This is a genomic window from Leifsonia soli (assembly GCF_013408745.1).
GTDB classification, from domain to species: Bacteria; Actinomycetota; Actinomycetes; order Actinomycetales; family Microbacteriaceae; genus Leifsonia; species Leifsonia soli.
Genome location: NZ_JACCBJ010000001.1, coordinates 572,840 through 596,326 on the forward strand (window position 1 = coordinate 572,840; position 23,487 = coordinate 596,326).

26 protein-coding genes and 1 tRNA gene are annotated in these 23,487 nt (G+C 69.7%); 15 read left to right on the forward strand and 12 right to left on the reverse strand.

Features of this window, described 5'->3' with window-relative positions:
• The first annotated feature begins 2 nt into the window (after positions 1-2).
• Positions 3-821, forward strand: a complete 819-nt coding sequence (locus BJ963_RS02785) for a CDP-alcohol phosphatidyltransferase family protein (RefSeq protein ID WP_179454464.1) — start codon at positions 3-5, stop codon at positions 819-821.
• Positions 814-1,698, forward strand: a complete 885-nt coding sequence (locus BJ963_RS02790; RefSeq protein ID WP_179454466.1) for a glycosyltransferase — start codon at positions 814-816, stop codon at positions 1,696-1,698. The genes BJ963_RS02785 and BJ963_RS02790 overlap by 8 nt, the downstream gene beginning before the upstream one ends.
• 41 nt (positions 1,699-1,739) lie before the next feature.
• Here BJ963_RS02790 and BJ963_RS02795 read toward each other — a convergent pair whose 3' ends face one another.
• From BJ963_RS02795 to BJ963_RS02820, 6 genes are all read right to left on the reverse strand, one after another.
• Positions 1,740-2,738 carry a hypothetical protein gene (locus BJ963_RS02795; RefSeq protein WP_246297977.1) on the reverse strand — a complete coding sequence of 333 codons (999 nt, stop codon included), beginning with the start codon at positions 2,736-2,738 and terminating at the stop codon, positions 1,740-1,742.
• A gap of 27 nt (positions 2,739-2,765) precedes the next feature.
• The gene (locus BJ963_RS02800) at positions 2,766-3,074 is read right to left on the reverse strand and encodes a helix-turn-helix domain-containing protein (RefSeq protein WP_179454468.1); all 309 of its coding nucleotides are present in this window, start codon (positions 3,072-3,074) and stop codon (positions 2,766-2,768) included.
• A gap of 148 nt (positions 3,075-3,222) precedes the next feature.
• Entirely contained in the window at positions 3,223-3,540 is a 318-nt protein-coding gene (locus BJ963_RS02805; RefSeq protein WP_231946785.1) for a hypothetical protein, read from the reverse strand.
• Positions 3,541-3,666: 126 nt separating this feature from the next.
• Positions 3,667-4,401, reverse strand: a complete 735-nt coding sequence (locus BJ963_RS02810) for an ABC transporter ATP-binding protein (RefSeq protein ID WP_089912175.1) — start codon at positions 4,399-4,401, stop codon at positions 3,667-3,669.
• Positions 4,402-5,265 (reverse strand): ABC transporter permease, encoded by an 864-nt coding sequence (locus BJ963_RS02815; RefSeq protein WP_179458005.1) that lies wholly within the window; start codon positions 5,263-5,265, stop codon positions 4,402-4,404.
• A 73-nt stretch (positions 5,266-5,338) separates the two neighbouring features.
• Positions 5,339-6,031, reverse strand: a complete 693-nt coding sequence (locus BJ963_RS02820; RefSeq protein ID WP_089912169.1) for a phosphocholine cytidylyltransferase family protein — start codon at positions 6,029-6,031, stop codon at positions 5,339-5,341.
• 384 nt (positions 6,032-6,415) lie between these two features.
• On the opposite strand from BJ963_RS02820, the gene BJ963_RS02825 reads away from it, so the two are divergent.
• From BJ963_RS02825 to BJ963_RS02835, 3 genes are read left to right on the forward strand one after another with little or no spacing between them, the layout of a single operon-like run.
• Positions 6,416-7,414, forward strand: coding sequence for an ABC transporter ATP-binding protein (locus tag BJ963_RS02825; RefSeq protein WP_089912167.1), 999 nt, complete (start codon positions 6,416-6,418; stop codon positions 7,412-7,414).
• Complete coding sequence (locus BJ963_RS02830; RefSeq protein ID WP_343037217.1) at positions 7,390-8,967, forward strand: hypothetical protein; 1,578 nt, start codon at positions 7,390-7,392, stop codon at positions 8,965-8,967. The genes BJ963_RS02825 and BJ963_RS02830 overlap by 25 nt, the downstream gene beginning before the upstream one ends.
• A 57-nt stretch (positions 8,968-9,024) precedes the next feature.
• Positions 9,025-9,303 carry a DUF3039 domain-containing protein gene (locus tag BJ963_RS02835; RefSeq protein ID WP_018190512.1) on the forward strand — a complete coding sequence of 93 codons (279 nt, stop codon included), beginning with the start codon at positions 9,025-9,027 and terminating at the stop codon, positions 9,301-9,303.
• 24 nt (positions 9,304-9,327) lie between these two features.
• On the opposite strand, the gene BJ963_RS02840 is transcribed toward BJ963_RS02835, so the two are convergent.
• Complete coding sequence (locus tag BJ963_RS02840) at positions 9,328-10,644, reverse strand: nicotinate phosphoribosyltransferase (RefSeq protein WP_179454470.1); 1,317 nt, start codon at positions 10,642-10,644, stop codon at positions 9,328-9,330.
• 71 nt (positions 10,645-10,715) lie between these two features.
• Between BJ963_RS02840 and murI the strand changes: the two genes are divergently transcribed.
• From murI to BJ963_RS02860, 4 genes are all read left to right on the forward strand, one after another.
• Entirely contained in the window at positions 10,716-11,534 is an 819-nt protein-coding gene (gene murI, locus BJ963_RS02845; RefSeq protein ID WP_089912157.1) for a glutamate racemase, read from the forward strand.
• 28 nt (positions 11,535-11,562) lie between these two features.
• Positions 11,563-12,318, forward strand: coding sequence for a ribonuclease PH (gene rph, locus BJ963_RS02850; RefSeq protein ID WP_179454472.1), 756 nt, complete (start codon positions 11,563-11,565; stop codon positions 12,316-12,318).
• Positions 12,319-12,320: 2 nt separating this feature from the next.
• Complete coding sequence (rdgB, locus tag BJ963_RS02855) at positions 12,321-12,914, forward strand: RdgB/HAM1 family non-canonical purine NTP pyrophosphatase (RefSeq protein WP_179454474.1); 594 nt, start codon at positions 12,321-12,323, stop codon at positions 12,912-12,914.
• A 72-nt stretch (positions 12,915-12,986) separates the two neighbouring features.
• The gene (locus tag BJ963_RS02860; protein ID WP_179454476.1) at positions 12,987-13,889 is read left to right on the forward strand and encodes a cation diffusion facilitator family transporter; all 903 of its coding nucleotides are present in this window, start codon (positions 12,987-12,989) and stop codon (positions 13,887-13,889) included.
• Positions 13,890-14,005: 116 nt separating this feature from the next.
• On the opposite strand, the gene BJ963_RS02865 is transcribed toward BJ963_RS02860, so the two are convergent.
• The 4 genes from BJ963_RS02865 to BJ963_RS02880 form a co-directional block, all read right to left on the reverse strand.
• The gene (locus BJ963_RS02865) at positions 14,006-14,782 is read right to left on the reverse strand and encodes a DedA family protein (protein ID WP_218857005.1); all 777 of its coding nucleotides are present in this window, start codon (positions 14,780-14,782) and stop codon (positions 14,006-14,008) included.
• A 68-nt stretch (positions 14,783-14,850) separates the two neighbouring features.
• Positions 14,851-14,932: transfer RNA gene (locus tag BJ963_RS02870), tRNA-Leu, on the reverse strand.
• A gap of 16 nt (positions 14,933-14,948) precedes the next feature.
• Positions 14,949-15,986, reverse strand: a complete 1,038-nt coding sequence (locus BJ963_RS02875) for an LLM class flavin-dependent oxidoreductase (RefSeq protein ID WP_179454478.1) — start codon at positions 15,984-15,986, stop codon at positions 14,949-14,951.
• Positions 15,987-16,048: 62 nt separating this feature from the next.
• Complete coding sequence (locus BJ963_RS02880; protein WP_179454480.1) at positions 16,049-17,314, reverse strand: MFS transporter; 1,266 nt, start codon at positions 17,312-17,314, stop codon at positions 16,049-16,051.
• 67 nt (positions 17,315-17,381) lie between these two features.
• Here BJ963_RS02880 and prfB point away from each other — a divergent pair, with 67 nt between their 5' ends.
• The 6 genes from prfB (at position 17,382) to BJ963_RS02910 (ending at position 22,676) form a co-directional block, all read left to right on the forward strand.
• Positions 17,382-18,494 carry a peptide chain release factor 2 gene (gene prfB / locus BJ963_RS02885; protein ID WP_179454482.1) on the forward strand — a complete coding sequence of 371 codons (1,113 nt, stop codon included), beginning with the start codon at positions 17,382-17,384 and terminating at the stop codon, positions 18,492-18,494.
• Positions 18,495-18,594: 100 nt separating this feature from the next.
• On the forward strand, positions 18,595-19,677 hold the full coding sequence (gene ftsE / locus BJ963_RS02890; RefSeq protein WP_179454484.1) for a cell division ATP-binding protein FtsE: 1,083 nt from the start codon (positions 18,595-18,597) through the stop codon (positions 19,675-19,677).
• Entirely contained in the window at positions 19,674-20,579 is a 906-nt protein-coding gene (gene ftsX, locus BJ963_RS02895; protein WP_089912130.1) for a permease-like cell division protein FtsX, read from the forward strand. The genes ftsE and ftsX overlap by 4 nt, the downstream gene beginning before the upstream one ends.
• Positions 20,580-20,669: 90 nt before the next feature.
• Positions 20,670-21,146 (forward strand): SsrA-binding protein SmpB, encoded by a 477-nt coding sequence (gene smpB, locus BJ963_RS02900; RefSeq protein ID WP_089912127.1) that lies wholly within the window; start codon positions 20,670-20,672, stop codon positions 21,144-21,146.
• A gap of 29 nt (positions 21,147-21,175) precedes the next feature.
• A complete protein-coding gene (locus BJ963_RS02905; RefSeq protein ID WP_179454486.1) occupies positions 21,176-21,916 on the forward strand; it encodes a tyrosine-protein phosphatase in 741 nt (246 codons plus the stop codon).
• 82 nt (positions 21,917-21,998) lie between these two features.
• Entirely contained in the window at positions 21,999-22,676 is a 678-nt protein-coding gene (locus BJ963_RS02910; protein ID WP_246297978.1) for a DUF5666 domain-containing protein, read from the forward strand.
• Positions 22,677-22,717: 41 nt separating this feature from the next.
• Here BJ963_RS02910 and BJ963_RS02915 read toward each other — a convergent pair whose 3' ends face one another.
• Entirely contained in the window at positions 22,718-23,386 is a 669-nt protein-coding gene (locus BJ963_RS02915) for an SIMPL domain-containing protein (protein ID WP_179454490.1), read from the reverse strand.
• Positions 23,387-23,487 lie beyond the last annotated feature (101 nt).

The window sequence follows — 23,487 nt, forward strand, 5'->3', positions numbered from 1 at the left end:
GCATGACCGCACCCGGACCTGCGGCGCACGGCGCCCGTCCGTCCTCGATCGCCGAACTGAAGGCTGTCGCGCAGCCCCCGGAGGTGCGCGGACGCCGCAACGCCGAGCACTGGACGGCCTCGCTGTACCTCCGCAATCTGTCGCCCTACCTCACCTGGGTGCTGCTCAAGACGTCCATCTCGGCCAACGGCGTGACGGGCCTGATGATCCTGACGGGATGGGCGACCGCGGCGGCGCTGCTCATTCCCGGGATCGCCGGAGCGGCGTTCGCCCTCGTGCTCGGCCAGCTGCAGATGCTGGTGGACTGCTGCGACGGCGAAGTGGCGCGCTGGCGCCGCACGTCGTCGCCCGCGGGCATCTTCCTCGACAACGTCGGCCACTATTCGACCGAGACCCTGATCGCGATCGCGCTCGGCATCCGTGCTGCGGGCTACCCGCTGGAGACGCCGGAGGACTTCCTCTGGACGAACCTCGGAACGCTGCTCGCCCTCGTGATCGTGCTCAACAAGGCGCTCAACGACATGGTGCGGGTGGCGCGGGCCAACGCCGGCCTGCCGAAGCTCGCCGATACGCAGTCGGAGTACGCGCCGACCCACGGCCTCATCGCTACCCTGCGGCGCGCGGCGAAGTTCCTCCCGTTCCACCGCCTGTACCACTCGGTGGAGCTCACCATCCTGATCTTCGTGTTCTCGATCGTCGGCCTGTTCATCGGCGCGACCTTCGCCGACCGCATCCTGCTGTGCGCGCTCGTCCCGCTCTCGATCCTCGCGCTTGTCGGCCACTTCGTGACCATCATGGCGTCCCGGCGGGTCCGTGGCTGAGCTGCCCGCGGTCGCGGTCGTGGTGCTCACGCAGGGCGCCCGGCCGGTGGAGCTGCGGCGCGGTGTGGAGTCGGTGCTCGCCCAGGAGGGCGTCGGCACCGACATCGTCGTGGTGGGCAACGGCTGGGATCCGGCGACGGCCGATCCGGCGCTGCCGGACGGCGTGCACGTGCTCGCTCTGCCCGAGAACGTCGGCATCCCGGCCGGACGCAACGCGGGGGTTCCGCTGGTGCACGGCGAGTGGCTGTTCTTCCTCGACGACGACGCCGACATCCCCTCGCGCACGTTCCTGGCGGACGCCATCGCCAAGCTCCGCGCCGATCCCGGCATCGGGATGCTGCAGCCCCGGCTCCGGGTGCCCGACGGCACGCCGTCGCCCCGGCGCTGGATCCCGCGCATCCGCAAGGGCGATCCGGAGCGGTCCAGCAACGTGTTCGCCGTGCTGGAGGCGGCCGTCGTCCTTCCGCGCGCCGTCTTCGAGCAGGCCGGCGGGTGGGCCGACCCGTTCTTCTACGCGCACGAGGGCATCGACCTGGCCTGGAAGGTGTGGGATCAGGGGAAGCGGGTCTGGTACGCCGGCGACCTCGTGGCCGAGCATCCGTCCGTCTCGCCGACCCGGCACTCGTACTACTACCGGCTCAATGCGCGGAACCGGGTGTGGCTGGCGCGCCGCAACCTGCCCGCGGTGCTCATTCCGCTCTACGTGGGGTCGTGGACGGGGATCCAGCTGCTCCGCTGGTTCCGCAAGCCCGCCGTCCTGCGCGCGTGGTTCGGCGGCTGGGCGGAAGGGTGGCGCACCGATCCGGGGGAGCGACGTCCGCTGCGCTGGCGAACGGTCGCGCGGATGACCGCCGCCGGGCGGCCGCCGATCGTCTGAGGCAGCCGATCAGCCGAGCCCCGCTCAGCCGATCGCCGCGGTCAGCCCGCTCGGCGCCGGTCTCCGTCGGCCGCGTCCGCAGCCTCGCCCGTGCGATCCGCATCCGGGAGTCCGCGAGGCGCCGGCTCCGATGCGCCGGCCTCGATGACGAACGGGCCGCGCGGCAGATCGGACCGGGACGGGTCGCCGTGTTCATGCTTCCGCCGGCCGCCGCGGGGCAGAGCGCCGCGCAGCGCCGTCCCGACCCGAACGACCCGGGTTCCGGTCGCCGTGCCGAGGCGGCGGACCGCACCAGGGCCCTCCACCGGCGTGAGGACCTCGGGGATGATCAGCGGGACAGGACCGAAGGCGAGACGCGCATTCTGCACCACGCGGCGCCCGAGGATGTGGTTCCCGGTGCCGCCGATGACGGCGCCGACGCCGAACGGGATGGCGCGGGCCAGGATGCTGGCACCGCCGCGTACGGCGAACTGGCGGATGAAGACATTCTTCAGGCGGTCGACCAGGGGGCCGACGACCATGCTCGGCAGCGTGGACGTGACCAGTTCGCCCCAATAGGCGGTGCGGGTCACGCCGCCTCCGCCGAACTGGCCGGCGAGCTGACGCACGAGATCGGAACCCTCCTTGCCGAGCATCATGGTGAGCACCAGAGCTCTGGCGCGCTCGGGGTCGTCGACGGCGATGCCGTGCAGCTCGCTCATCGACTGCGCGTAGAGCGCGGTCGCCTCGAGGAAGCCCGCCGTCTCCAGCCCCGAGAGGGCGAGGGTGATGCCGGTGCCGATCGCGGGGATGACGGCCGTGGCTCCGACCGCGGCCCCGCCACTCGTGACCGCGGCGAGGTACCGCCGTTCGAGGACGCGGGCAAGCTCCTCCGCGGAGGCGTCCGGGTGGCGGCGGCGGATGCTGCGCAGGTGCGCCACCACGACTGGCCGCTGGATGCCGAGGAAGCGGTCGAGGGTCGTGTTGACCGCGCGCGGAGTGTCCCCGCCCTGCGACGGTCCTCCGGTGACGGAGATGATCGGTTGCTGCTTCTTAGCCATCTCCTCAGAGTGTAGGCCGGTTCCTGATCAAGACGACCCGGGGTTCCCCTCGCGTGCGATCAGATAATCCTGGGCCGACAGGACGCGAACGTCGCTCGGCAGGTGTTCGGCCGTGATGTCCTGGGTCAGTGTGGACACGTCCGTCCCGAGCACGGCGGCGATGCGCATCATCGTCAGGAGGCTCGGGTTCGCCCCGCCGCGTTCGATCTTGCCGAAGTTGGTCACATGCATGGCGGCGAGACTCGCGATCGCCTCCTGGCTGAGGCCCAGACGGACCCGGGCCTGACGGATGCGTTCGCCGAGCAGGAGGGCGGCGGTCCCTGCGGGGTTCTTCATAGTCAACAGTGAAGAGCCGGACGGCTCTCCGCTCCAGAGCACGAGCATCCCGAACCACGGACCTCACGCGTTGGTCACAGAAAATGCTGGTGATGCCTGCGTTCGCCGGGAGCTCTCCGGGCCGCTCGCGCGACCCGGAGAGCCCGGGTCACAGGCTGATCTGCCAGAGGTACTCGCGGCCGTCGGGCGGGAACCAGCGGACGACGAGCACGGTGTCGCGTGCGGGCTCACGGCCGGACACGCTCGCCCGGACGGCCTCCCCGGGCGATACGGAGGTGGGCGGGCTGACCCGCAGACTCGCGCTTCCGGCGACGCTCACAGTGACGCCGCTGAGCGTCTCGCGCCCGGCATTGATCAAGCGGTAGTGGGGTGCCGTGGAGCGGTCGACCCGCCACGGGACACGGTACGCCAGGCGGCGCGGACGAGGGGCGGGAGAGGGGCTGCGAAGAAACCGGAGACGATTCATGCAACGACGCTAACCAGCCCCTCCGACGCTCGACGCCCCGAAATCGGGCACGAACACCACTTCCGGGGACAACCCGCCCAAATCTTTTCTGGGGACGGTTCCGCCCCTGTGGAGAAGGCCGCAGCGTCAGGTGCCGTAGTCGGAGTTGTAGAGCTCCAGGACATCCCCGATCGGGCCGTCGAGCACGAGCGCGCCCTTGTCCAGGTACAGGCCGCGTTCGCAGAAGCGCCGCAGGTCCTTCTCGTTGTGCGAGACGAAGAACAGGGTCCGCCCGCCCGCGAGCAACTCCTCGATCCGCCGGTAGCACTTCTCCCGGAAGCCGCGGTCGCCCACGGCGAGCACCTCGTCGACGAGGAGCACCGGCTCCTCCAGCTGCGAGATGACGGAGAACGCGATGCGCACCTTCATGCCGCTCGACAGGTGCTTGTACGGGGTGTCGACGAAGTCGCCGATCTCGGCGAAGTCGATGATCTCGCCGAACCGCTCGTCGATCTGGGAGCGCGTCATGCCGTGGAGGCCGGCCGTCAGATAGACGTTGTCGCGCACCGTGAGGTCGTCCACGAACCCGCCGGTGATCTCGATCAGCGGGGCGACGCCGTCGCGAACGGTGACCGTCCCCTCGTCCGGCAGCATCACCCCGGCGACCAGCTTGAGAAGCGTCGACTTGCCCTGTCCATTGCGGCCGACGACGCCGATCGCCTCGCCCGGCTGCACGTCGAAGCTGACGTTGCGCAGCGCCCAGAAGTCGTCGGGGCGCACCCGGCGCTGACGGGTGGAGAAGAGGTCCTTGAACGAGCGGCGGGCGCCGCGATTGCGGCGGAAACGGACGCCGAGACCCTCGACGGCGATGACGGGGGGCACTCAGATCTCCTTCAGGACGTCGCGCTCGAAGTGCTTGAAGACGAGCCAGCCGATCCCCAGCAGCACGAGAGACATCGCAGCGCTCACCCCGACCAGGAACCAGTCCAGCTCCTCGGCGAAGAACGCCGAGCGATAGAGACTGAAGATGCCGGTGAGCGGGTTGAACGCCGACCAGAAGTGCAGCGAGAACAGCACATCCGTCTGCGCGCCGGGATGCTCGGTCAGGTAGGCGGCACAGCGGCGCGCGGCGACACCGGCGCCGCATCCACCCGGGAGGTCTCGCGCGCTGTAGATGATGGGGGAGGCGTAGAAGAGGAAGCGCAGCGCCAGCTTCACCGCGCGCTCCAGGTCGCGGAAGAACACCACGAGCGGCGCCACGATCAGCCCGACGCCGATCGTCAGCACCGTCTGGATGAGGATCGCCAGCGGGAAGAGCAGGACATCGACGTTGAGCCGGGCACCCGTCAGGATGGCGAAGAAGGCCAGAACCGGGAGCGAGAGCAGGAACTCGATGCCCTTGGATGCGACGATCCGGTTGACCCAGATGGTCCGCGGGATCTTCGTCGAACGGATGAGCTTCGCCTCGCGGATGAACGCCCGCGTGCTGTCCGAGACAGCGCCGTTGAACCACATCCACGGCAGGAGGGCGGCCAGGAGGAAGACGATGTACGGGTTCTCGCCGACGTCGCGCTTGAAGATGACCGTGAAGACGAACCAATAGATCGCGCTCATGACGAGCGGATCGAGGATCGACCACAGATAGCCGAGCACGCTCGTCGAATAGCGCACGCGGAGATCGCGCTTGGTCAGCAGCCAGAGCGAGTGCCGGTAGCGCGAGAAGGGCGAGCGCTGCGCAGGGCGCACTTCAGTCGGGATACTGGTCACGAGAACCCATCGTATTGATCGAAGCCGCGTGAAAGCTCACGCCGACATCCGACTATACGAAAAGATTCGCGCGCTCCAGGTCCTCCTGGAAGTCGACCTCGACGGCGTACAGGTCGGAGATGTCCACCGGCTCGACCAGCATGCGGTCCTGCTCGATGGCCAGCTCGATGCCGCGCTCGAAGTAGTCCTGGTCGCCGACGCGCTGCAGCTGGCGGAGCAGGGCGGCCTTGTCGCCGGAGGAGACGTAGTTGATGCCGACCGCCTCGCCGAGACCACCCTTGACCGTCTTCGACAGCTCCTGGATGTAGCCCTCGGGCCCGGTCGTGTACTTGACCTCCTCGTCGGCGACGGACGAGGTGTTGACGGTGACGAAGGTCTGGTCGCGGGCCACCATGGCCGCGCCGCGCACGAGAACGGCCGGGTCGAAGACCACGTCGCCGTTCATCCAGAGGACACCGCCGGGACCGGACGCCTGGAGGGCGCGCATCAGGCTCTTCGACGTGTTGGTCTGGTCGTACTGCTCGTTGTAGACGAACTGGGCGTCGGGGAACGCCTCGATGATGTGCTCCAGCTTGTAGCCGACCACGATCGTCACCTGGGCGTCCTTGCCGAAGGCCGCGTGGATGTTGTCGAACTGCTGCTGCATGATGGTGCGGCCATCGTTCAGCTCGGTCAGCGGCTTCGGAAGGCTTCGTCCGAGTCGGCTTCCCATTCCGGCCGCGAGAATCACTACCTGGGTCGTCACAATCATCTCCTTGGTCCTACGCGAACCCGGCCGTCTGCTGCGCCCTCATCGGTCGCCGCCGGCCTCGCCCGGGAGAAGGTCACCCAGGAATTCATCCGCGCTTACGCGTTCAGACACCCCGTTATGCCTCCCACAGGCTATCGGGGGACGGGCACGGGCGGCAGGGGTTGACGGATGTCGTTGTTGGGTCGTTATGTTCCTCACAGGACTTTCGGAGCAGACCGATCGCCTCACGCTCGTGCGGGGGGTACGCAGGCGCGCGGGTGTTGGTACGTTAGCGGGGTGAGTTCCGAGCACGCGCGTCCCCAGAGCACCGAGCCCGAGGAGGACCGGGCGGCGGAAGCGGCGGAGACGGCTGAACGGAACACGCAGAGGGGGGACACCATGGCGGAGGCCGCAGAGCCGACGACCGCGGAGGGCGGGGCCCAGACAGGCTCCGTTCCACGGGCGAAGCGCGCCCCGGCGAAGACGGCTGCGGCCGCCGCCGGGACGAGCACGCGCGCACCGCGGACACGGACGACCGCGGCGAAGCCGCGTCAGACCACACGCACGAAGACCGAGACGGCCGCCGCGAGCGCCGCCCCGACCGTCGCGCTCGATGCGCCGGAGCCGGTGGACACCCGGCCGACCGTACTCACGATCACCGGCGTGCAGAAGCGCTACGGCGACACGGTCGCCGTCGACGGAGTGAGCCTCGACATCCGGGAAGGCTCCTTCTACGGCATCGTCGGGCCGAACGGCGCGGGGAAGACGACCACTCTCTCCATCGTCACCGGACTGCTCCGGCCGGATGCCGGCCGCGTCGTCGTGCACGGCGTCGACGTCTGGGCCGAGCCGGTCAGGGCCAAGCACATCATCGGTGTGCTTCCGGACAAGCTCCGGCTGTTCGACCGCCTCACCGGCGCCCAGTTCCTGCGCTACGCGGGCACGCTGCGCGGTCTGAGCGCCAAGACCGTCCGGGCGCGCACCGGCGACCTCGCCGCCGCCTTCGGCATCGAGGACGCCCTCGACCGTCTGGTCGCCGACTACTCCGCGGGCATGACCAAGAAGATCGCCCTCGCCGCCGCGATGATCCACTCGCCGCGACTCCTGGTGCTGGACGAGCCGTTCGAGTCGGTCGACCCGGTGTCGGCCGCGAACATCATCGACATCCTGCAGCGCTACACCGCAGCGGGCGGCACGGTCGTCGTCTCCAGCCATGGCATGGACATGATCCAGCGCGTGTGCGACAGCGTCGCGATCATCGTCCGCGGGCAGGTGCTCGCTTCCGGGACCATCGACGAGGTGCGCGGCGAGCAGACGCTCGAGGAGCGCTTCGTCGACCTGGCCGGCGGTCGCAAGGCAGCGGAAGGCATGGAGTGGTTGCACAGTTTCTCGGACTGAAGCTGCGGATCATGGGCAACGCCTTCCGGCGGACCCCGTGGCAGGTCTTCGGCCTGGTGATCGGGCTGCTCTACGGAGGGTTCATCACCGTCATCGTCGTCGGCTCGCTGGTCGCCGCACGCCTCGTCCCCGATGTGGCGGCGACGCACAGCGTGCTGGTCGTCATCGGCGCGGTCGTGCTCGCCGGCTTCGCCCTGCTCCCGCTGCTGTTCGGCGTCGACGACACGCTCGACCCGCGCGAGTTCGCCCTGTTCGGCATCCCGAACCGGGTGCTCGCCACCGGTCTGCTGCTCGCCGGGCTGCTCGGCATCCCGTCGCTCGTGCTCGTCATCTGCGCGGGGGCGACCGTCGTCACCTGGTCTCAGAACGCGGGGACGGTGCTGATCGCGCTGATCTCGGCGGTCGTCGTCGTGCTCACCTGCGTCCTCGCCTCCCGCGTCACGACGGCGATCGCGCACTCGATGCTGTCGACGCGTCGTTCCCGGGAGGCGGGAGGCGTGATCGGCATCCTTCTCCTCGTGCTGATCGGCCCCGTGCTGCTGCTGCTCGTGACGGTCGACTGGGGTCGCGACGGCCTCGGAGCGCTCGGGGGCGCGGCGGGATGGCTGGCCTGGACGCCGCTCGGCGCCATGTGGTCGGCGCCCGGTGCCGCCGCGGAGGGCGACTGGGGTGCCGCCGTGCTGCAGCTGATCATCGCGCTCGCGACCCTCGGCCTGCTCTGGCTGGCCTGGACGGCGCTGGTCGCCCACGTCGTCGCGTCGCCCGAGCGCGAGCAGCGCTCCAAGGCGTATCACGGCCTCGGCTGGTTCGACCGGCTGCCCGGCGGCCCGACCGCGGCGATCGCCGCGCGCTCGATGACGTACTGGGGGAGGGACGCGCGCTACTGGGTGTCGATCGTCCTCCTCCCGGTCATCCCGGTCGCGGTCGTGGTCGCCCTGGCGCTCGCCGGGCTCCCGTGGCACTTCATCGCCCTGGTGCCGCTCCCGCTGGTGTGCCTGTTCCTCGGCTGGAGCATCCACAACGACCTCGCCTACGACAGCACCGCGATCTGGCTGCACGTCGTCTCGGGCACCCGCGGCATGGCCGACCGCGCCGGCCGGATGTTCCCGCCGGTCGTGGTGGGCATCCCGGTCCTGGTGGTCGGATCCATCGCGACGACCGTCGTCTTCGGCGACTGGGCGGTGCTTCCGTCGGTGGCGGCGCTCAGCGGCGCGATCCTGGTGATCGGCCTCGGCCTGTCCAGCATCTCGTCGGCGCTCTTCCCGTACCCCGCGACGAAGCCGGGCGACAGCGCGTTCACCCAGCCGCAGACCTCGGGTGCATCGGCGGCGCTCGTCCAGTCGCTCAGCTTCTTCGCGATCCTGATCCTGGCCTCGCCCGTGCTGGTGTTCCTCGTCCTCGGTCTCACCGTCAACGCGTTCTGGCTGGCGATCGCCCCGGTCGTCGCCGTGCTGATCGGCTTCGCCACCCTGTTCTTCGGGATCTGGCTGGGCGGTCGCGTGTTCGACCGCCGCGGGCCGGAGATCATGGCCTTCGCGAACCGCAACGACTGAGGTGCGGGCTCGCGCACTCCCGGCCGCATCCACTCGCGCGGCGTCTAAACTGGTGGCATGAACGAAGCGAGCATCTCCGAGCCGGGCGGCCAGCCGAGCGGTGGCGGGGCGACGACGCTCGACCGCGAACTCGAGGAGCTCCTGCAGAACCAGGAGCCGGGGGACCACGAGCGCTTCTCGCACTACGTCAAGAAGGAGCAGATCCTCGAGTCGGCGCTCACGGGCAAGCCGGTGAAGGCGCTGTGCGGCAAGATGTGGACGCCGAACCGCGACCCCGAGAAGTTCCCGGTGTGCCCGACCTGCCGCGAGATCTACGAAGGCCTGCAGGGCGAGTAGCCGCGCCGCCCGTGATCGTCCGGCTCAACCGAAGATGGTCGGCAGCACGGGGTCGCCGCGGCCCAGGCGGAACGCCTCGTCCGGCAGCTCCGCCATGGCGAGCGCACGGTGGTCGCGCGCGCGGCGCGTCCCCTCGACGCCCAGATGCTCGCGGTGCACCTCGCCGTCGGTGATCAGCGGCACCAGGAGGTCGCGGCCGCTGTCGTCCGGCGTGTCGCCCTTCTCGACGATGTGCACCACCTCGGCCACGGCCGTCCCGCGTGCGTCGAGCCGGCGGATCGGGTGCTTGCGGCCACCGATGCTGGCCTTGCCGTCCGACTTCTTCGCGACGGAGATCCACTCGCCGCCGTCTCCGCTGCGGTGCGCGACGAGCTTGTAGACCATGCCGGACGCGGGATGCCCCGATCCGGTCACGACCGAGGTCCCGACCCCGTACGAGTCGACGGGGGAGGCGGCAAGCGCTGCGATCGTGAACTCGTCGAGATCGTTGGTGACGGTGATGCGAGTTTTCGCGGCGCCGAGGGAGTCGAGCTGCTCGCGCACCTGCTTCACCAGCTTCGGCAGGTCGCCGGAGTCGAGTCGCACAGCGCCGAGCTCCGGACCGGCCACCTTCACGGCGGTCTCGATCGCCTTCTCGACGTCGAAGGTGTCCACGAGGAGCGTCGTCCCGGGACCGAGCGCATTCACCTGCGCCCGGAAGGCGTCCTCTTCGGAGTCGTGCAGGAGCGTGAAGGCGTGCGCCGCGGTCCCCATCGTCGGAACGCCCCAGGTCCGGCCGGCCTCGAGGTTGGAGGTCGCCGAGAACCCGGCGATGAAGGCGGCGCGGGCGGCGGCCACGGCCGACCGCTCGTTCGCGCGGCGGGATCCCATCTCGGCGAGCGGCCGCCCGCCCGCGGCGGCGACCATCCGGGCGGCGGCCGAGGCGACGGCCGAGTCGTAGTTGAACACGCTCAGCAGCAGGGTCTCCAGGATGACGCCCTCGGCGAAGGGGGCGTCCACGATGAAGAACGGCGAACCCGGGAAGAACAGCTCGCCCTCGCGGTAGCCGCGGATGGTGCCGGAGAAACGGTAGTCGGCGAGCCAGTCGATGGTCTCGTCGCGCACCACGCGGTTGTCGCGCAGGAACTGCAACTCGGCGTCCTGGAAGCGGAACTGCTCGATCAGCTCCAGCAGCCGCCCGGTGCCGGCGAGCACGCCGTAGCGGCGGCCGGCGGGGAGGCGCCGGGTGAACGCCTCGAACACGCATTCGCGGTCGTGCGTCCCGGCGAGGAGCGCGGCGTCGAGCATCGTGAGCTCGTAGCGGTCGGTCAGCAGGGCGGAGGACGCGGCTCTCTCGGTCACGCCGCTCAGCCTACCCACGCCGGGGCCTACCCACGCCGGGCAGCGCGGAGGGACGGGTAGGCTGGAGTGCTGTGACGGATGCGCCGATTGGGATCTTCGACTCGGGTGTCGGCGGGCTGACCGTCGCCCGGGCGATCCGCGATCAGCTGCCCAACGAGTCCCTGCTGTATGTCGGGGACACCGCGCACTCCCCGTACGGCCCGAAGTCGATCGCCGACGTGCGCCGCTATTCGCTCGAGGTGCTCGACTTCCTGGTCGACCAGGGCGTGAAGATGCTCGTCATCGCCTGCAACACCGCATCGTCGGCCATGCTGCGGGATGCGCGCGAGCGCTACGACGTGCCCGTGATCGAGGTGATCCAGCCGGCCGTCCGCCGTGCCGTCTCCGCGACGCGCACCGGCCGGGTCGGGGTCATCGGGACCGTCGGCACCATCGCCTCCCGTGCGTACGAGGATGCGTTCGCCGCCGCGCCGACGCTCCAGCTCTTCACGCAGGCGTGCCCGCGTTTCGTGGAGTTCGTGGAGGCGGGCGTCACGAGCGGCGAGGAGGTGCTGCGGGTCACCGCCGAGTACCTCCAGCCGCTCCGCGAGGCGGACGTCGACACCCTGGTGCTCGGCTGCACGCACTACCCGTTCCTCAAGGGCGCGATCTCGTACGTGATGGGCGAGTCCGTGTCGCTCGTGTCGAGCGACACGGAGACCGCCAAAGACGTCTACCGCACGCTCGTCGGCCAGGGGCTCGAGCGGCGCTCGCCGCTCCCGCCGACCATCCACTACGAGGCCACCGGGTCGGACGCCGACACCTTCCTGCGCCTCGCCCACCGGTTCATCGGCCCCGAGGTCTCGCGTGTCGATCTGGTGCACACCGGCGTCATCGACCTCCCGCTCTGACCATCCACCCACCCACCGAGGAGACCTCGTGACCGACATCACCCGCGCCGACGGGCGCACCCCCGACCAGCTGCGGCCCGTGACCATCGAGCGCGGCTGGAGCCGCCAGGCCGAGGGCTCCGCGCTCATCTCCTTCGGCAACACGCGCGTGCTGTGCACCGCCTCGTTCACCAACGGCGTCCCGCGCTGGATGTCGGGCAAGGGCCGCGGATGGGTCACCGCCGAGTACGCCATGCTCCCGCGCTCCACCAACGAGCGCATGGACCGGGAGTCCGTCAAGGGACGCGTCGGCGGGCGCACGCACGAGATCAGCCGCCTGGTCGGCCGCAGCCTCCGGGCCGTCGTCGACATGAAGGCGCTCGGTGAGAACACGATCGTCCTCGACTGCGACGTGCTGCAGGCCGACGGCGGGACGCGCACGGCCGCGATCACCGGCGCCTACGTCGCCCTCGCGGAGGCGCTGGAGTGGGGTCGCGAGCACCGCTTCATCGGCCAGAAGGCGACGCCGCTGATCGACTCCGTCTCCGCCGTCTCCGTCGGCATCATCGACGGCAGCCCGATGCTCGACCTGGCCTACGTCGAGGACGTGCGCGCCGAGACCGACATGAACGTCGTCGTGACCGGACGCGGCCTCTTCGTGGAGGTGCAGGGAACGGCCGAGGGCGCCCCGTTCGACCGCGGAGAGCTCAACGCGCTCCTCGACCTCGCGCTGGCCGGCACGACCGAGCTCGCCGGCGTCCAGGCAGCGGCGCTCGCCCCGGCCGCGGTGGGCGCGGAGGGCTGAGCGTGGTCCGCGTCGTCCTCGCAACGCACAACCAGCACAAGGCCGCCGAGTTCCAGCAGATCCTCGGCCGCGAGGTGCCCGGTCTCGAGATCGTCGCCTACGACGGCCCCGAGCCGGTGGAGGACGGCGTCAGCTTCGAGGAGAACGCTCTGATCAAGGCGCGGGCCGCCGTCGCGCACACCGGGCTGCCCGCCCTCGCCGATGACTCGGGCATCTGCGTGGATGTGATGGGCGGCGCCCCCGGGATCTTCTCCGCCCGCTGGGCGGGCTCGCACGGCGATGCCGCCGCGAACCTGCAGCTGCTGCTCGACCAGCTCGCCGACATCCCGGACGCCGATCGCTCCGCGCACTTCACCGCGACGCTGGCGCTGGTCACCACGGACGGCGAGCCGACCGTCGTCCAGGGCATCTGGCCGGGCAGCATCGCGCGGGCGCCGCGCGGGCGGAACGGGCACGGCTACGACCCGATCTTCGTGCCGGACGGCCACGACGTGACGGCGGCGGAGCTGGAGCCGGCGGCGAAGAACGCGGAGAGCCACCGGGCGCGCGCGCTCTCGGCCATCGTCCCCGCGCTGCAGGCGCTCGGCGAGAGCTGAGAACGGCACTCATTCCCATCTAGCCCCACCCCCTGGCGACGCGGGCGACTTCTATCTACCGTAGAAGGCGAGATGAGTCACGACCACGGCCACACCGCCAACCGAAACCGCCTGCTGATCGCCATCGGCATCGTGGCGGTCGTGCTCGTCGTCGAGGTCGTCGGCGCGTGGGTGAGCGGCTCCCTCTCGTTGCTCGCCGACGCCGGCCACATGCTCAGCGATCTCGCCGGGCTGATCATCGCGCTGATGGCGACCATCGTCGCCGCGCGCCCGGCGACGGACCGGCAGACCTTCGGGTTCCGCCGTGCGGAGGTGTTCGGCGCGCTCATCAACGGCCTCATCCTCGTCGTCGTCGCGGTCACGGTCACCGTCGGCGCGATCGGGCGCCTGGTGGGCGGCGAGACCGAGGTGCACAGCGTCCCGATGCTCGTCGTCGCGGTGATCGGCCTCGTCGCGAACTTCGGGGCGCTGCTGCTGCTCCGGCCCGCCGCCGGACACTCGATCAACATGCGCGGGGCGTATCTGGAGGTGTTCGGCGACCTGGTGGGGTCCGCCACCGTCATCGTCGCGGCCGTGGTCATCCTGCTCACCGGCTTCACCCCGGCCGACGCGATCGCGTCGCTGCTGATCGCCGCGCTGATCGTCCCGCGTGCGTTCGTGCTGCTGCGCGACGTGGTGCGGGTGCTGAGCGAGGCGGCGCCGGCGGACACGGATGTCGCCGAGATCCGGGACCACATCCTCGGGACGGCGGGGGTCGTCGCGGTCCACGACGTGCACGTCTGGGCGATCACCTCGGGGGCGCCGGTGTTCAGCGCGCACGTCGTGTGCGAGCCGGCGGTGTTCCGCGAGGGCCGGACGGGCACCCTGCTCGACGAACTGTCCGGCTGTCTGTCGAAGCACTTCGACGTGGAGCACTCCACCTTCCAGCTGGAGCCGGCGGAGCATGCCGCCCACGAGGACGAGTTCCACCGCTGACCCGCCTGGCGTCTTGCCTCCGTCGGAGATCCGGCCGCCCTGGGCGCGTATCTCCATCCACACCGCGGTCCGTCGGAGATTCGGGGCGGATTATCCGACGGTGGACGCGGTCAGGGTCAGGCCTCGGGGTGCGTGGGAGCGGGGGCAGGCTCCTCGACCGCCGCGGGAGCGGCCGCGTCTTCCGCGGCCTTGCGCTTCGACTTCCGCAGTGACTGGAAGTAGTGGAACAGCGTCGGCACCAGGGTGATGACGACCGCGCCGATCAGGATGACGTCGATGTAGCTGGAGACGAAGTTCGCCACCGGCGGGATGTATCCGATCAGATAGCCGAAGAACGTCAGCCCGGCGCCCCACAGCAGCGCGCCGAGGGCGTTGTACAGCGAGTACTTCTTGTAGGACATGTGCCCGACGCCCGCGGCGACCGGCGCGAAGGTGCGCACGATCGGCACGAACCGGGCAACGATGACCGCGAGCGCACCGAAGCGCTCGAAGAACTGGTTGGTGCGCCGCACGTTCTCCATCGAGAACAGTCCGGTCTCCTTGCGTTCGAAGATCCGGGGGCCGGCCTTGTGGCCGATCAGATACCCGGCCTCTCCGCCGAGGAACGCCGCGAACGCGATGGCGAGGCAGACCCACCAGATGTCGACGCCGAACACCAGGGAGGTGTGCGTCAGCAGCCCCGAGATGATCAGCAGCGTGTCGCCCGGAAGCAGGAAGCCGACCAGCAGACCGGTCTCGGCGAAGACGATCCCGCAGACCACGAGGAGCGCCCAGGGACCCGCCGAATGGATGATGGTGTTCGGGTCGAGCCACGGGATGAGGCCGGCGTGATGGATCACGGTACTCCAGGAGGGATCGGTGGGAAAGCTGAGCCCGAGTTTAGCGTCGGCCATGCGCTGGAAGCTGCACGAAGCGTGCGAATTCGGGCCCGCCCGGAAAGATCATCCTGGGGTCGTACGGGTGCGGGAGAAGGGACTCGAACCCTCACGCCGTGAAGCACAGGAACCTAAATCCTGCGTGTCTGCCAGTTTCACCACTCCCGCAGTGCGCTGGGCGCGGCTACGACATTAGCTCATGGACGCGCGGGGCGACCTCCGTGCCGTACAGCTCGATGGATCGCATCAGGTCGTCGTGGGGGAGCGTCCCGTTGCTCATCTTGATGTCGAAGCGGGAGGCCCCGAGCCCCTTCGCCGCGTAGGCGATCTTCTGCGCGACGGTCTCGGGCGAGCCGACGACGAGCGCACCGTCCGGCCCGGCCTCGTGCTCGAACCGGGCGCGCGAGGCCGGCGGCCAGCCGCGCTCACGGCCGATGCGGTTCGTCATCACCTCGTAGTGCGGCCACAGGATGTCCTTGGCCTCCTGGTCGGTCTCGGCGATGAAACCGGGGGAGTGCACGCCGATCGGGAGGCTCGTGTCCTGCCCGAACTGCTCCAGCGCCTTGCGGTACAGCTCGGCGAGCGGCTGGAACCGCATCGGGCCGCCGCCGATGATGGCGAGCACGAGCGGGAAGCCGTAGTGCGCCGCACGCACCACCGACTCCGGGCTCCCACCCACGCCGATCCACGTCTTCAGCAGGCCGTGCTCGACGTGCGGGTACACCGACTGATCGTTCAGCGGCGCCCGGAGCTCGCCCGTCCAGGTGACCGGCTGCTGCTTGCGCACCTCGGCGAACAGACTCAGCTTCTCCTCGAACAGCTCCTCGTACTTTGCGAGGTCGTAGCCGAACAGCGGGAACGACTCGATGAACGAGCCGCGGCCGAGGATGACCTCTGCGCGACCGCCGGAGATGCCGTCGAGGGTCGCGAATCGCTGGAACACGCGCACCGGGTCGTCCGAACTCAGCACCGTGACGGCCGATCCGAGGTGGATGCGCTCGGTCTGCCCGGCGATCGCCGCGAGCACGACCTCGGGCGCCGAAACGGCGAAGTCCTCGCGATGGTGCTCGCCGACGCCGAAGAAGTCGAGGCCGACGCGGTCGGCCTGCACCCCCTCCGCCACGACGTTGCGGAGCGTCTGCGCCTGCGACAGCGGTGTGCCGTCCGCATCCCGCGTCACGTCGCCGAACGTGTCGATCCCGAGTTCCAGCTTCCCGGCCATGTCATCCCTCTATTCATGCGTTTGCATGGATGCCAACGCCTCACCGGCCAGGGTATTCCGGGTCAGGCGGTCCGGGGACGACGCGGGACGTACCGCGGGATGTAGCGGGCCAGCATCCCCGCGCCGACCAGCCCCAAAACGCCCATGACACCGCTGGCGAACGAAATCGACACGAGCGCCGTCAGCAGCGAGACGACCAGGGGGGCGGCGGCCTGGCCGGCGTCGGCCGAGAACCGCCACGCGCCGAGGAAGGGTGCAGGCCGGTCCTTCGGCGCGAGGTCGGCGCCGAGCGTCATCACGATGCCGGAGCCGATGCCGTTCGCCACCGAGAGGAACAGCGAGACGCCGATGTACCAGGCGACCGCGGAGCTGAGGTCGTGCGAGAAGGCGAGCACCAGGAAGCCGAGGCCGAGGCCGATCATGGACGGGATGGCGCTCCACATCCGCCCGAACCGGTCCATGATCTGTCCGCTGGCGTAGAAGAGGGCGAAGTCGACGGCACCCGCGAGGCCGATGATGAGCGCGGTGTTCGACTCGCTCAGTCCGATGGACACGGCCCACAGCGGCATCAGCACGGTGCGGGCGGAGCGGATCGCCGCCACGAGGGAGACGCCCGCGCCCATCCGGATGAGCACCTCCCGGAACGACCAGATGGTGCGGAACAGCCCGTGGGTGCGCTCCTCTGCCTCCTCTTCGCCGGCCGTCACCTGGGCGCCGGATTCGTCGGTGACCCGCGCGGACGGGCCGAACATCTTCTCGGGGTCCGGGAGCGCCAGGAGCACGACGACCGAGCCGAGGCAGCTGATGATGAAGATCCAGAACACGGACTGCGTGGATCCTGTCGCCGCGATGACGGCGGACGCGATGAGCGGGCCGACGAACCATCCGCCGCGGAAGATGCCGCCGAGGGTGGACAGTGCCCTGGCGCGATAGCGAGCGGGAACGTACGAGGTCATGAACGCGTGGCGGGCGAGGGCGAACACGGCGGTCGCGATGCCGACCAGGAAGATGCCGGCCATCAGCACCCAGTAGTTGGGCGCCAGCAGGCAGATCGCGACGCCGACGATCGCGACGACGGCCGCGCCGATCATCGAGGTGCGCTCGCCGACGCGTGACACCACCCATCCGCTCGGGATGTCTCCGATCAGTTCGCCGAGCATCACCATGGAGGCGATGAAGCCGGCCATCGCCAGGGTCGCACCGAGGTTGCCTGCGGCGACGGGGATGATGGGGATGATCGCGCCCTCTCCGATCGAGAAGAGGAGCGTCGGCAGGAAGGCGGCGAGGGCGACGGAGCGGAAGGAGAAGGGGCGCTCGTCGGAAGTCATTTCGTTAACACCGTACAACTTCCCGCTCGGGTGACTCACCTGACCGCCCGGTAGGCTGGAGGACGACATGATCGAACTCGACCTCTCCTCCCAGATCGCCGACCTGCGATCCACCTTCGCCGACATCACCGCGGTGGTCGACGTCGACCGGCTGCGCGCCGACATCGCCGACCTGAGCGAGAAGGCGGGAGCCCCCGACCTCTGGGACGACACCACGAACGCCCAGAAGGTGACGAGCGCGCTCAGTCACCGCCAGTCGGAGCTCGCGCGCATCACGGCGATCGAGCGCCGTCTGGACGACCTGGAGGTGCTGGTCGAGCTCGCGAACGAGGCGGAGGACGAGGAGTCTGCCGCCGAGGCGCGGGCCGAGCTGCAGTCGCTGCAGACCGCGCTCGGCGACCTGGAGGTCCAGACGCTGCTGAGCGGCGAGTACGACGACCGCGCGGCCATCGTGACCATCCGCTCCGGCGCGGGCGGCGACGACGCCACCGACTTCGCCGAGATGCTCATGCGCATGTACCTGCGCTGGGCGGAGCAGCACAAGTACCCGGTGAAGGTCATGGACACGTCGTATGCGGAGGGCGCCGGCATCAAGTCCGCGACCTTCGAGGTGGATGCGCCCTACGCGTTCGGCACGCTGTCGGTGGAGGCCGGCACCCACCGCCTCGCGCGCATCAGCCCGTTCGGCTCGGCCGACAAGCGGCAGACGTCCTTCGCCGCAGTGGAGGTCATCCCGCTGATGGAGGAGGCGACAGAGGTCGAGGTCCCGGAAGGCGATATCCGCGTGGATGTGTTCCGCTCGTCCGGCCCCGGCGGCCAGTCGGTCAACACCACCGACTCCGCGGTGCGCATCACCCACCTCCCGACCGGCCTCGTCGTCTCGATGCAGAACGAGAAGTCGCAGATCCAGAACCGTGCCGCCGCCATGCGCGTGCTGCAGACCCGACTCCTGCTGCTGCAGAAGGAGGAGGAGGCCGCGAAGAAGAAGGAGCTCGCCGGCACGATCACGGCGAGCTGGGGCGACCAGATGCGCTCCTACTTCCTCTACGGCCAGCAGCTGGTGAAGGACCTCCGCACCGGCTACGAGTCGGGCAACCCGAGCGCCGTCTTCGACGGCGACCTCGACGGCTTCATCGCGGCGGGCATCCGCTGGCGCGCGGGCAACAAGTCCGGGGAGTAGAGCCGGAGGTCGTCCTGCTGGGGCGCGGAACGGCGGGGTTGTGCCGCACGGGCATGTCGCTACTGCGGATCGGGGCGGGACTGCTTAGTCTCAAGGGGTCATGATCCGGTTCGAACACGTATCCAAGCAGTACCCGGGCACAGCGCGCCCTGCACTCAACGGCATCAACCTCGAAGTGCTGCGCGGAGAGTTCGTCTTCCTCGTCGGCGCCTCGGGCTCCGGCAAGTCCAGCTGCCTGCGCCTGATCCTCAAAGAGGAGAAGCCGACCAAGGGCAAGATCCACGTGCTGGGGCAGGACCTCGGCACGATCTCGTCGCGCAAGGTGCCGTACTTCCGCCGCAACATCGGTGTCGTCTTCCAGGACTTCCGGCTGCTGCCGAACAAGAACGTCTTCCAGAACGTCGCCTTCACCCTGCAGGTGATCGGCAAGTCGCGGGGCTTCATCCAGGAGGCCGTGCCCGACGTTCTGAAGATGGTCGGCCTCGACGGCAAGGCGCAGCGCCTGCCGCACGAGCTCTCGGGTGGTGAGCAGCAGCGCGTCGCGATCGCCCGGGCGGTGGTCAACAAGCCGCAGGTGCTCCTCGCCGACGAGCCCACCGGAAACCTCGACCCCGCGACGAGCGCCGGCATCATGGCCGTGCTCGAACGCATCAACGCCGGCGGCACCACCGTCGTCATGGCCACGCACGAGGCCGCGATCGTCGACCAGATGAAGCGACGCGTCATCGAGCTCGTCGGCGGCCAGATCGTCCGCGACGAGCGCCACGGCGGATACGGCTTCACCGCCGCGATCCCGGTGGCGCAGCCGCTGGAGCGCGACGAGCCGGTCTCCGACGCGACACCCGTGTTCGCGGGAGCGGCCGCGGCAACGCCCGCCGCGCCGATGACCCGGCCGAACGCACCGACCTCGACACCGACCGCCCCGGTGGCGGTGCCGCAACAGGCACAGCCGCAGCAGGCGCCGCAGACGCCGGCTCACCAGCCGCAGCACGCGCAGCCCGCCGAGCAGCCGCGGCCGGCCGCCTATCCGGCCCCGGTGCAGTTCGCGACCGCCCCGGTCCCGCCGGCCCCCGCGTCGGAGGAGCTGCCCGAACACCTGAACTTCACGGCGAACCTCGACCTCAGCGGACTCCGCGAGGACGCCGACCGTGACGGCGACCAGAATGTGGGGCCGACGAAATGAGATTCGGACTCATCTGGTCGGAGGTCGGCAACGGCCTCCGCCGCAACCTGTCGATGGTCGTGTCGGTCATCCTCGTCACGTTCATCTCGCTGACCTTCGTCGGCACCGCCGTCCTGCTGCAGATGCAGATCGGCCAGATGAAGACCTACTGGTACGACCGCGCGCAGGTCGCCGTGTACATGTGCACGACGACGGACAACTGCGCGAGCGGGCCGGCCACCGACCAGTCCATCGAGGCGGTCAAGAAGCAGCTCGAGTCGCCCGAGCTCGCCCCGTACATCCAGAAGTTCTACTTCCAGGACCAGAAGCAGGGCTACGAGCAGTTCAAAGAGCAGTTCAAGGGCAACCAGATCGCCGACTTCGTGACGCCGGACATGATCCCGCAGACGTTCTGGGTGAACCTGAAGGATCCGAACCAGTCGGCCGTGCTCACCGAGACGCTCTCCGGGTCGGCGGGCGTGCAGAGCGTTGTCGACCAGCGGAGCTACCTGGACCAGATCTTCAGCATCCTCAACGCCGCCAGCTACACCGCGATCGGCATCGCGGCGCTCATGCTCGTGGCGGCGGTGCTGCTGATCGCCACGACGATCCGGCTCTCCGCGTTCTCGCGAAGGCGGGAGATCGGGATCATGCGGCTGGTCGGCGCCTCCAACCGCTTCATCCAGACGCCGTTCATCATCGAGGGCGTGATCGCCGCGCTCGTCGGGTCGATCCTCGCCTCGGTCGTGATCGCGCTGGGCGTGCAGTTCTTCGTCCGCGGGTACCTCAGCCAGCGCATCCAGTCGATCAACTTCGTCGGGATGGAGCAGGCCTGGCTGGTGATCCCCATCCTCGTCGTGATCGGCGTGGTGCTGGCCGCCGCGTCCGCCAACTTCGCCATCAAGCGGTATCTGAAGGTCTGAGCCGTGCCCGGGAGACCGGGGAGGCGATAGACTGGTCCGCTGCCCGGCACCGCGCCGGGCGATGACCGTCGCCGATGTGAGGAGCGAGCTGTGCCGAAGGAACGGGGCCAGAAGGTCGTGGCCACCAATCGCCGGGCGCGCCACGACTACACGATCGAGGACACCTTCGAGGCGGGCCTCGTGCTCACCGGGACCGAGGTGAAGTCGCTGCGGATGGGACGGGCGTCCCTCGTCGACGGCTACGCGTTCGTCGACGGCGGAGAGGCCTGGCTCGACGCCGTGCACATCCCCGAGTACGCCGACGGCACCTGGAACAACCACGCACCGCGCCGCAAGCGGAAGCTGCTGCTGCACAAGGCCCAGATCCTCAAGATCGAGAACAAGGTCAAGCAGGGCGGCTACACCATCGTGCCGCTGTCGATCTACTTCAACGACGGCCGCGCGAAGGTCGAGATCGCGGTCGCCAAGGGCAAGCGCGAGTACGACAAGCGGCAGGCTCTGCGGGAGCGTCAGGACCAGCGTGAGGCGCAGCGGGCGATGTCCACGCGCAACCACCTGGGCGAGTGACCGTTCCGGCGGAGTGACAGACTGAGGTCATGGACTCCACCGCTCAGCGCATCCCGATCGCAGGAACCTACAACTTCCGGGATGTCGGCGGCTACCCGGCGGCGGGCGGCACCACGCGCCGCGGAAAGCTGTACCGCGCCGACGCGCTTGGCCGGATCGGACGACCCGGGCGGGAGGCGCTCCGCGAGCTGGGCATCCGCATCGTGATCGACCTGCGCGACGACTTCGAGGTGGAGGCGCTGCCCGACGATCTGGACGGACTGGACGTCGAGGTGCTGCGGCTGCCGGTGTTCGAGGGCTCCGGCGCCTCGGCGGCCACCGTCGGCGCGACCATCGTGCACCTGTACGACAAGATCGTCTTCCAGCACACCGACGTGATCGTCCGTGCCCTGCGCGAGATCGCGGACACGGGGGAGGAGGCGGTGGTCGTGCACTGCACGGCGGGCAAGGACCGCACCGGCATCGTCGTGGCGCTCGCCCTGCTCGCCGTCGGTGTCGACCGCGAGACCGTCGTGGCCGACTACGCGCTCACCGAGGACAACCTGCGCGGGCCGTGGCTCGAGGGGATGCTGGATTTGGTCCGCGGCTACGGGGTCGAGGTGACGCCCGATCTGCGGATCATTCTCGGCGGCAGTCCGCGGGAGGCGCTGGAGACCACGATCGACCGGATCGAGGAGCGCGCGGGCAGCGTTCGGCAGTACCTGCTCGACGCGGGACTGGACGAGGTCGAGCTGGCGATGCTCCGCTCCGTGCTCGTCGAGCCGGCCTGACGCGCAGCACCCGCCGGGATTCTCATCGGACCCATAACCGCTTCCCAGCGCGAACAGGGCTCTCGGCTGCTTTCATATGAACATGAGCAACACACCGCCCACCGATCCCACCGAGCCGCTGCCGGCTTCCCCGGGCTACACGCCGCCGCCTGGTCCGCCTGCGCCGGCTCCGGGTCCCGCTGCTCCGGGCGCGGCGGTACCGGGCACGCCGGCGCCCGTGGTCACCGAGCCGTTCTACAAGCGGCACGGACTGGCGTTCGCGATCTCGACGCTCGTGCTCTCGATCGTCGTACTGCTCGGGCTGGTGACGGCCGGCTCCTTCGCGGTCGCCAGCGTGGTGTCGCACATGGGCGAGCGGGCCATCTCGCGCGTCATCCCGGGGCAGGGTCACGGGCAGCCGGGAATGCCCGGGATGCCGGGGATGCCGGGCGACGGCGATGATAACGGCGGCGGCGGCCAGCAGGGCGGCGACCAGAAGGGCCGCGTGCTCGTGCGCGGCACCATCGTCTCCATCTCGGGGGACACCTGGACCATCGACCGCGACAGCGGCTCGTCGGTCGAGGTGCGGGTGACGTCGTCGACGGTGTTCGGCACGCCGATGCAGTCGGCGTCGAAGTCGGACTTCGCGAAGGGGGACGAGGTGATCGTCATCGCGAAGCGCGCCGACGACACCGTGACCGCGACGCGCGTGCTCAAGCTGGACGCGTTCCCCACCCGTCCGCCGTCGACGCCGGGCACGCCGCAGACCCCGGGATCCTGATAGAGCCCGGATCCTGATCCCCGCAGGTCGGCAGCCGCCGGTCAGCTGGCGGAGAACCGCGCGTGCACCTGCACCGCGATGGTCAGCTCCTCCGGCTTGAGCGACAGGGTCGCCCCTCCGGAGTCGGCGGACACCGCGCGGGCGAACAGCGGCTGCGGCGGCTGCCCCGGCGCCGATCCGTCGCCGAGCATGCCCGGGTCGCTGAGCGCGAGCGGCTTCACCGTGGTGAGCCCGAGACTCGTCGCGTACACCGTCGCCTTCGCGACCGCGTTCTCCACCGCACGGCGCCGCGCCTCCTGCGTCAGCGTCTGCCGGCGCGCCTCCGTCAGCGACCAGGTGACGCCGTCGACCGCGACGCCGTCGAGCAGCGACACCACCCCGACCCAGTCGGACAGGGCGGCCAGGTCGCTGAACCGCGCGTCGATCCCGACCTCCGCATGATGCACGACGTCGAGCCGGCGACCGTCGTTGCTCCACGGGCGGTCGCCCCAGACCCGGAGCTGGTCGGAGGACCACTGCGTGACGGGACCGCTCTGCGGGTTGTGGAGCTCCCGCAGCTCGCTGCTGAGCTGCAGCTGTCGCTGCGTCGTGAGCGCGAGCACGTCCTCGCGCGACGGCCCCTCGTAGGTGACCCGCAGCCGCACGGCTCCGCGCTCGGCCGGGTGACGCAGCTCGTATTCCCCCTGGACAGTGATGATCGTGTCGGCCATTCCCCGATGGTGGCATAAACGGCGCAGGGGCGATGTTGTAGTATGAGTAGCTGCCCGCCTGGTCGGGCAGACTGGTATCTGGACAACTCAACAGCGCGTGA

Bases quoted from the DNA above. Each gene is read 5' to 3' on its own strand.
- BJ963_RS02785 (WP_179454464.1), top strand. From the start codon at position 3: ATGACCGCACCCGGACCTGCGGCGCACGGCGCCCGTCCGTCCTCGATC.
- BJ963_RS02795 (WP_246297977.1), bottom strand. From the start codon at position 2,738: ATGGCTAAGAAGCAGCAACCGATCATCTCCGTCACCGGAGGACCGTCG.
- BJ963_RS02800 (WP_179454468.1), bottom strand. From the start codon at position 3,074: ATGAAGAACCCCGCAGGGACCGCCGCCCTCCTGCTCGGCGAACGCATC.
- BJ963_RS02805 (WP_231946785.1), bottom strand. From the start codon at position 3,540: ATGAATCGTCTCCGGTTTCTTCGCAGCCCCTCTCCCGCCCCTCGTCCG.
- BJ963_RS02825 (WP_089912167.1), top strand. From the start codon at position 6,416: ATGGCGGAGGCCGCAGAGCCGACGACCGCGGAGGGCGGGGCCCAGACA.
- BJ963_RS02835 (WP_018190512.1), top strand. From the start codon at position 9,025: ATGAACGAAGCGAGCATCTCCGAGCCGGGCGGCCAGCCGAGCGGTGGC.
- BJ963_RS02860 (WP_179454476.1), top strand. From the start codon at position 12,987: ATGAGTCACGACCACGGCCACACCGCCAACCGAAACCGCCTGCTGATC.
- BJ963_RS02865 (WP_218857005.1), bottom strand. From the start codon at position 14,782: ATGGCCGACGCTAAACTCGGGCTCAGCTTTCCCACCGATCCCTCCTGG.
- BJ963_RS02875 (WP_179454478.1), bottom strand. From the start codon at position 15,986: ATGGCCGGGAAGCTGGAACTCGGGATCGACACGTTCGGCGACGTGACG.
- BJ963_RS02880 (WP_179454480.1), bottom strand. From the start codon at position 17,314: ATGACTTCCGACGAGCGCCCCTTCTCCTTCCGCTCCGTCGCCCTCGCC.
- prfB (WP_179454482.1), top strand. From the start codon at position 17,382: ATGATCGAACTCGACCTCTCCTCCCAGATCGCCGACCTGCGATCCACC.
- ftsE (WP_179454484.1), top strand. From the start codon at position 18,595: ATGATCCGGTTCGAACACGTATCCAAGCAGTACCCGGGCACAGCGCGC.
- ftsX (WP_089912130.1), top strand. From the start codon at position 19,674: ATGAGATTCGGACTCATCTGGTCGGAGGTCGGCAACGGCCTCCGCCGC.
- BJ963_RS02905 (WP_179454486.1), top strand. From the start codon at position 21,176: ATGGACTCCACCGCTCAGCGCATCCCGATCGCAGGAACCTACAACTTC.
- BJ963_RS02910 (WP_246297978.1), top strand. From the start codon at position 21,999: ATGAGCAACACACCGCCCACCGATCCCACCGAGCCGCTGCCGGCTTCC.
- BJ963_RS02915 (WP_179454490.1), bottom strand. From the start codon at position 23,386: ATGGCCGACACGATCATCACTGTCCAGGGGGAATACGAGCTGCGTCAC.